The sequence below is a fragment of the Sphingomonas sp. CCH5-D11 genome (assembly GCF_001557395.1).
Lineage (GTDB): Bacteria > Pseudomonadota > Alphaproteobacteria > Sphingomonadales > Sphingomonadaceae > Sphingomonas.
On the sequence record NZ_LSKH01000144.1, the window covers coordinates 20333 to 28222 of the forward strand.

Consider the following 7890-nt stretch of genomic DNA (forward strand, 5'->3'; position numbering starts at 1 on the left):
ATCCCTAGTGGTCGTGGCTTGCGCCGGACTTTTCGATGTCGGCTTTAATGACGTAGCTGTTCTTCGCCACGTAGGTCGTTCCGGGCTTCAGCCCGCCCAGCACCTCGGTCCATTCCGGCCCTTCGCGGCCGAGCTGGAGCATCCGCACCTCGTAGGTGTCGCCGATCTTGGCGAACGCGACGCGGAAATCGCGGAATTGCTGGATCGCCTCCGTCCGCACCGCAAGCGGCACGGTGCGGCGATCGACGGTGACGATCCCGCGCACCGCCATGCCGGGCCGCCAGAACCCACCCGGGTTAGGCAGGCCCGCGCGGGCCGTCACCGTCTGCGTCTGGACGTCGGCCAGGGGCAGGAAGTCACGGATCGTTGATCCCTGCGCTCGCTCGCCTTCCAGCCCCCGGATCTGCACCGACTGCCCCGGGCGGATGCGTTCGATGTCCCGCGGGAAGACCGGGAACGTCGCCACCGTGCGCGAGGGGTCGGAAATGACGAAGATCGGATCATCGCCGGTCACATCGCCGACATTGGTGCTCCGCTGCGTGATGACGCCGGCGATCGGCGCGGTGACGGGATAGGTCTGGAGCGAATAGCTGCTTTCGACGCGCGCCAGCAGCGTGCCGCGGCCGACACGATCGCCGACGTTCCGGTGGACCGACACAACGCGCCCCGCAAACTTCGCACCAACATCCGCACTGGCGGAGGGATCGAGTTCGACCCGGCCGACGATCTCCAGCGTCTCGCCGATCTCGGCAGGCCCGGCGACCGCCGTTACGACGTTCGCGGCGCGCGCGGCCGGAGCCGCGATCGTCGTGCGGCCCTCATAGGATTGGAATTTCCAGGCGTGCCGACGCCAGCCCTCATTGACGGTGACCGCTACATCGAAGCTATGCGGCTCAACCAGCGTGGCTTGTCCACGCAGATAATCCTCTTCGGGCTGGAACGCGAAGGTGGTGACCTCGCCATCGAGACGTCGAACCGTGACGCTCGCCTGGACCTGAGCAGGTGAGACCGGCTTGTCGTCGCGATAGGCGAAGAGGCGGTATTCAGGTGGTACGCCGTCCTCGAACACCGTGATCTCGATGGCGAAATCCCCGTCGCGGAGCATCCGGCCATTGTGCGGGCCGCGTTCATAGTCGCCGGCTGCTGGCGCTTCCTGTTCTGCGGTGGTGTTCCCGGCTCCTTCGCCACAGGCGGCGAGCGGCAGGGCGAGGAGCAGGGCGAGCGTGAGCGTCCGCATCATTGTGTTCCTTGAGCAAGGGCCGCGAAGCGGCCGGTGAGCCGATCGAGATCGACACGGGCTTCGTGGTGACGAGCGGCGACGCGGACCATGCGGGCGCGCGCTTCATGGAGCGCGATTTGCGCCGTGGACACGTCGAGGAAGGTGAACCCGCCGCGGTTGTAACCGGCACGGACTTCGGCGAGCGTCCGCTGAGCGCCAGGCACCACCCGATCCCTGATCGCCTCGACCTCGTGGCGCGTTTCCTCGACCTTTTCGGCCGCGAGCGCGATGGCTTGGGTCCGCCCGAACCGCTCCACGGCAAGATCGGCCTCGACCTGCCTTGCTTCGGCTTCCGCGCGCGCGATGTTTGCGCGGTTCAGGCCGCGGTTGGCGAGCGGCAGCGACACGCCCGCTACGACGGCCACATCGCCCGTGCCGATATAGCGCGGCCCTGCCGTCCAGGTCGGATCGGTGCGCGCGCCTGCTTGTTGCAGCGTCAGTCCGGCCGTGGCGCGGCGTCGCCGTGCCTCAAAAATGGCTAGATCGGCGGCAGCGGGCTGAAGCGCACCCGGCGCGGGTTCAAGCATCAGAAAGCGATCAGCTGTCACGATTAGGCCCGTGGCCTCCCCGCTCCACAACGCCGTCAGCCGCCTCAATGCGGCGTCCCGTGCGTGCTCGGCCAGATCCAGATCGACGCTGGCTTCGGCGAGCTGCGTCTTTGCGCGCGTACCGGCGAACAGCGGGTCGCGCGCCTCGGCGACGCGGCGGCCGACCTCGCGCGCCAGTTGCTCGGCGATGGCGACGCGCTCGCGCGCGATGCCGATCGCGGCTTCCGCCGCCTGCACCTCGACGTACAGGCGCTGCACTGCCGTTGCGGTTTCAAGCCGGCGCACAATGGCTTCGGCACGCGCCACGTCGAGATCGGCATCGGCCGCCGCGACCCGTGCGGCGCGCTTGCCCCCGCGCTCGATCCGCTGGCTATAGGTCGCGCCGATCTGAATCTGGCGGTTCAGATCATCGCCGCCGACGCCGAAGTTTTCGGCCAGCACGTCGATCGACGCAGCCGGTCGCGTATCCGCACCCGCGCGGGCAGCGGTGAGCGCGTCGGTGCGCGCGGCCGTCGCTGCACCTTGCGGTGAGGCGGCGATCGCGCGGACGATCGCATCCTCCAGCGTCAGCGTCTGGCCGTGAACGACCGTCGCGGACGACAACGCCGCCGCCATGATGGCGGCGCGCAAACAGAATGACATGGAATGATACTCCTGATCCTAACGACATAGCGCGGCCCACATCAGGGCGCGCGAACGCGAAGATTAGGCGGAGGGTGGTTCCAGCAGGGGCGGGACACCGCGCGACGGTAGAGCGGGAACGGACGCCATCACCAGTTCGGGGCCAACGCCGATCAGAGGCGCGCGCCGCCATTCCGTAGGGCGGCTGAGATCGCCAGTGACGTGGACGTGAGCAGCCATAGCCGTGCCATCATCCGACCGGTTGCTGTCAGCTGCATCCGCAATCTCCACATCAGTCTCGCCAACATCGTGTGAGACAGCTTCATCGTCATGATGAACATCGACGTGCGCGAAGTCATGGGCATGGAGATGCGGAACGGCCTCGCCCATGCTTCCGTGAGAAAGAAGCAGGACGCAGAGCATTAACAAGGCGAGGCACTGCCGCATCCCGGTTGCGTAACATCCGGAGCCGGATTGAACAACCTTGCGGTCGTGAGCCTGGTGTCTCGGCCATGCGGTTGAGACACTGGGCAAAGACTGCGCATCAGAGCCGTAGCCTGACCCTCACTTGTCTCCGTTCCGATTTGATCGGCTAAAGCCCGACGAAAAGGGTTGCGCTCAGCACGTGGTTGGTCCGGTCCTCTCCACGCCGAAAGACGTGCTGATTCAGATAGCCCGGTTCCAATCGCATCCGAGGTGCGACCGGCACGCCTATCCCGACGAAGGTGCGCCACTGGTCCACGCCGTTACGCGCACCCCAGCGCGTTGAGTTCAGGTTGAGAAAGCCTTCGGTGAAGGCGACCGCCTGCACCGTTCTTTGGCGTGCGATCGGCACCTGCAGCCGGACGAACTGTCGCAACCGCCACCCGGTATCGTCCTGTCCCTCCAGCATCCGCTGTTCAAGCCGCGTGCGACTGATGATCAGGGGGGTGCCGTTACCGTTCCGCACGGCCGCGAACTGCACTTGCTGCCAGAGCCTGTGCTCATTCGTGGTCCGGCTGCCTTCCGGGTCGGTGCGGATATAGGCGTAGCCCGCGATGGCATGAGCGTCGCGCGCTATCCGCGCACCGATCGCGGGCCGTACAATAAACTGGCTGCCTCCCCCGACGTCATCGGTCGCACGCGCCTGCGCCTCAAGCCAGACGAAGAGGTCGCCCCGAACCGGTCCTGTGGCAATCACCGAACCCCAGGCCTGCGTGTCGTCCTGCGCCTGGGCGGGAGAACCGATCATAGCGCTCGCCAGACAGGCGAGACGAAGCGGGATGTGTCGGACGATCGGCATATCCATTTGACTGCTACCCTTCATTGCCTTGCCCGAGCCGGGATGACTGTTTCGACATTGGTTTGAGGCGCGCGATTACTGTCGGTCCGCTATGCTTCAGTTCAGGGCAAATGCTCCGACCGCAGCCCCGATCGCGAGCACGACGGGTGTGGCGAGCTTGCTTTTCCAGCGGTACATGACCGCGAGCGCGACAGCGAAGATGAGCACGGTTGCGATCGGATTCGGTGTCCGCGTGGCCGTGGTGCGGGCAAGATCGATCACCGTCACCACGATCAGGCCGACAACCCCGGCCGCCACTCCAGCCAGGAATAGCTGGAGCCGCTTGTGCTCGACGACAGCTTCCAGTCGATCGTAAAACAGCAGCGAAAAGGCGAAGGCGGGCAGGAACATGCCGGCCGTCATCGCCAGCGCGCCGGCCAGCCCGCCGCTGATCCAGCCCACGAAGGTCGCGAAGATCACGAGCGGTGCAGGCAGGATGCCCGATAGACCGAGGCCATCGAGGAATTGCCCATCGGTCATCCAGCCCCGGCCCACGGTGTCATTTCGGATGAACGGGATCGCCGTATAAGCCCCACCGAAGGTCAACAGGCCGCCCTTCAACCCCGCCAAGAAAAGCGCGATGACCGTAGGAGCAGCTTCCTGCACGCCGATCGTCGCCCCCGTCAGGGCAGTGCCGCCCGTCCACGTCAGGCTCGCCGCGCCGACCGCGAGCGCGACCGCAACCGCGGCAAATGCGTAACGGCCGGTCGAACCGAGCGCATAGACTGCTCCGGCGGCGAGAAGCACGATCCAGAAACTGACCCCGGCGAGCGACGCGATTGCGGCCGCGATGGCGACCGCCCACAGCCACGGTCCGAGCAGGATGTGCTCGCCGATGCGGTGGATCGCGCGCACGATAACCGCGATGACGGCCGCCTGGACGCCCAGGAAGATGGCACCGAACACGGTCCCTTGGATCGGGAGCCGCGTGTACGCCCAGGCAAGCGCGAGCATGAACACCAGGCCTGGCAACATAAAGCCGAACCCTGCCAGAAGGCCGCCCAGTCGCCCTTTGGCGCGGGTACCGAGATGGACGCAGAGTTCATGCGCTTCCGGCCCGGGCAGCACCTGCATGACCGCGAGGAGCTTGTTGAACCGGTCGCTGGGTATCCAACGCTCCTCGTCCACCAGCTCGCGCCGGATCATTGCGATCTGTGCCACGGGTCCGCCGAACGCCATCATGCCGAAGCGCAAGAAGCGAAAAAATAGCGCGGGATAGCTCAACTCGGGCGGACGTGCCTCCTCCGGGGTCGTGCTTGCCGGTACGATATGTGCAATGCTCGCCATTATCCCGCTCCCCTATGTGCCGCGACGCTTGTTGAAATGTGCGTAAAAGCCATCGAGTGCACCCGACCCTTGGACGATGCGCTGGTTGTCGTCGCCGGTGCCCGCGCAGATGCCATTGATGAGCGCGGCAATGCCGGCGGTCTCCGGCCTACCGAACTTGTCGTCGGCGATGTCGAGGTCATGGATGATCTCGGCAAGCGCAACGAGCGCCTGATCGCCGTCGAGCCCTGTCCGATATGTCAGCGTTTCGAAGGTGCAGCGGTCGCCTTCATGCGTAAATTCCGCGTCCGCCATGTCGAAGCGAAGCTCGCCGGGCTCAGGCTGATAGCCCTTACCATCCACGAACTTGAAGCTGGGGCTCGGGTCGATGAACCGGCGGATAAGCCAAGCGGACGCGATGCGATCGACATGCACGTGACGGCGTGTGACCCAAGTGCGGCCTTTCATCTCCGCAGGCGCCAGCTCCGGCGCTCCCTGCCCGCTGACGTCCGGGTGGCGGCCGGCGCGACCCTCCGCTTGAGCTATTGCGGCATCCGCCGCCTGCCGCCCATGCGCCCCGAAGAAGTCGATTGCTGCAATCTCGTCCAGGCGCTTACGCAGGCGCCGGACGTCGGCTGACGACACGTATGCCGCCTCAACGATCGTCCGCGCCTCGCGCGCCAACTCCTCGTAATCCGCGTCGCGGGCCGCGTCGAACACGGCGCGAAGCTCCGCGTCAACTATCCCCTCGACCAGCCGGGCCTCCAGGATCAGCGCCTCGCCGCCCCCGGCGGTGATCTCCGCTCTGAGTTCCTGGAAGAGCACGCGAGTGTTGTCGCCAGCAGGAAGGGCGTGGACGGCATTCTTGAGCGGGGCGGCTCCCATCGCCTGCAAGCGCCGCCATACCCGCACGCGCAGATAGGCGGGCTTGGACGGAAGCTGTGGGATCAGCAGCAGCCAGTCGCGCGGCTCAGGCGAGGAAACATCAGCCATGGAGCACTTGTAACATAGCAACGGAACGAACGTACACTTGTATCGTTTATTTGGACGAGCTAAAACTTGGGGGAGGAGACGCGCCATGCGTGCCGTTGGATCAGGTTCTGCCGCCATGCTGGAATGCCTGGCGTGCTCACCGGCCTCGTCTGCCCCGGCCCAACCGCGCTATGAGACGGTAGGGCAGTTCTACCGGACGTGTTCCGACGAGACGAACAGGAAGGCCAACGGCCGGTGCGAGGCGTATATCGCTGGTGCCGCCGAGACGCTTTCCGCTTTCGGCAATGGCGGCAGCGAAGCCGAAATCCGCGGCCGAGGCGTCCGATGGGGCGAGCTGAGCCGTATCTTCCTGGCGTGGGCTGCAGAGAACCGTCACGCAGGCAACCTGCCCCGGCTCGCCGGCGTCACGATGGCGCTGCATCGGCATTTCTCATGCCGACGAACCAATTGAGATAGAGGAGAGAAGCATTGCGTCACTTGTTGCTCCCGCTTGCGATGGCGCTCGCTGCGCCAGTCGCCGCGCAGACAAACCCGCAAGCGACACCGCCCGAGGCGAACCGCGACAGGTGGGTGCTCGTGGACAAGAGCCTCGGCCGAGCTGGAACGACGCAGCCCGACGGCGTTCGCCGGTACGGCTTCCCGCGCAGCGATCTGAACGTCCGGCTCGACGGTGTGACAATCAAGCCGGCGCTCGCCCTCGGCTCCTGGGCGGCGTTCCACCCCATGGGCGACCAGGTAATGATCATGGGTGACCTCGTGCTGACGCATGAGGAAGTAAATCCGGTCATGAGCCGGTTGCTGGCATCCGGCTTCACCATCACCGCGCTCCACAACCATCTGCTCCGTTCCGCGCCTGCGACCATGTACATGCACATCGGCGGACATGGTGACCCGGTGAAGCTCGCGGCCGCCCTCCGCGAAGCGCTCGCCGCCAGCCGGACACCGATGACAGCACCGTCAAGGGACTCGCAGCCGCCGTCTGCCGGCGCGGGCTCGTCGCCGCCAATCGCCCTCGACACGGCCGCCCTCGACCGGCTGATGGATGGCAAGGGCAAACCCAACGGCGGCGTGTATCAGTTCAGCTTTCCGCGCGCAGAGAAGTTGAGCGACGGCGGTATGCCAGCCCCAGCGTCCATGGGCACCGCGACCGCGATCAACTTTCAGCCGACTGGCTCCGGCCGGGCGGCGATCACCGGCGACTTCGTGCTTACCGCCGCCGAGGTCGATCCCGTGCTCCGCGCGCTACGCGCCGGTGGCATCGAGGTGACCGCGCTCCATAATCACATGCTGGATGACCAGCCGCGGCTCTTCTTCATGCACTTCTGGGCGAGTGACGACGCCCAGAAGCTCGCACGCGGGCTCCGTGCAGCAATGGACAAAACCAATGTGCAACGGAGCTAACCTATGACACGGAACTGGTGGACGGCGTTGTTCACCGCAGCCGCGCTGGCGCCTACAGGGGCGATCGCTCAGGACGAAACACCAAGCGATATGCAGGGTCTGGCGCTGCTCACGAGCTGCCGGGCAGGCGAGCCGGGCTGCGGAGCTTACCTCCAGGGCATAGTTGACATGATGATCGCTCAGCAGAGGGTCTGTGATCCACCTCGTTACAATCGTCATCGGTTACGGACCGCCTATTTGCGCTGGGCGGATTCCAACACGTACTTTCATGACCAGCACATGATGGCGGGCGCGGAGCGTGCAATGAGCGAGGCATGGCCCTGCCGGTCGAACTAACCTCGATAGCGATTCTGGTGTCACAACGGACGGTTGTGACACTCTCGCGTCCGCACGGCTTTTCAAAGGCTGTAAACGCTCGCGCTAAGTGGCGGCATTCTGATCGCGCTATTTGTCGGCGAGCG

Annotated in this window: 8 protein-coding genes; 3 read left to right on the forward strand and 5 right to left on the reverse strand. The window is 65.6% G+C overall.

What is annotated here, in order from left to right; genetic code table 11:
- Positions 1-4 precede the first annotated feature (4 nt).
- The 5 genes from AX702_RS09220 to AX702_RS09240 form a co-directional block, all read right to left on the reverse strand.
- Positions 5-1237 (reverse strand): efflux RND transporter periplasmic adaptor subunit, encoded by a 1233-nt coding sequence (locus tag AX702_RS09220; protein WP_331710390.1) that lies wholly within the window; start codon positions 1235-1237, stop codon positions 5-7.
- Entirely contained in the window at positions 1237-2469 is a 1233-nt protein-coding gene (locus AX702_RS09225; protein ID WP_082731069.1) for a TolC family protein, read from the reverse strand. Before AX702_RS09225 ends, AX702_RS09220 begins: the two co-directional genes overlap by 1 nt.
- A 571-nt stretch (positions 2470-3040) precedes the next feature.
- On the reverse strand, positions 3041-3736 hold the full coding sequence (locus tag AX702_RS09230) for a DUF2490 domain-containing protein (RefSeq protein WP_066778718.1): 696 nt from the start codon (positions 3734-3736) through the stop codon (positions 3041-3043).
- Between the two features lie 90 nt (positions 3737-3826).
- Positions 3827-5056: a chromate efflux transporter gene (gene chrA, locus AX702_RS09235; protein WP_156444652.1), complete on the reverse strand. Its 1230-nt coding sequence runs from the start codon at positions 5054-5056 to the stop codon at positions 3827-3829.
- A gap of 12 nt (positions 5057-5068) precedes the next feature.
- Positions 5069-6028, reverse strand: coding sequence for a chromate resistance protein ChrB domain-containing protein (locus tag AX702_RS09240; protein ID WP_231731798.1), 960 nt, complete (start codon positions 6026-6028; stop codon positions 5069-5071).
- A gap of 115 nt (positions 6029-6143) precedes the next feature.
- On the opposite strand from AX702_RS09240, the gene AX702_RS09245 reads away from it, so the two are divergent.
- From AX702_RS09245 to AX702_RS24275, 3 genes are all read left to right on the forward strand, one after another.
- On the forward strand, positions 6144-6479 hold the full coding sequence (locus AX702_RS09245; protein WP_066778720.1) for a Rap1a/Tai family immunity protein: 336 nt from the start codon (positions 6144-6146) through the stop codon (positions 6477-6479).
- Between the two features lie 17 nt (positions 6480-6496).
- A complete protein-coding gene (locus AX702_RS09250) occupies positions 6497-7429 on the forward strand; it encodes a DUF1259 domain-containing protein (RefSeq protein ID WP_231731799.1) in 933 nt (310 codons plus the stop codon).
- A 90-nt stretch (positions 7430-7519) separates the two neighbouring features.
- Positions 7520-7765, forward strand: coding sequence for a Rap1a/Tai family immunity protein (locus AX702_RS24275; RefSeq protein WP_443026291.1), 246 nt, complete (start codon positions 7520-7522; stop codon positions 7763-7765).
- Positions 7766-7890: the final 125 nt, after the last annotated feature.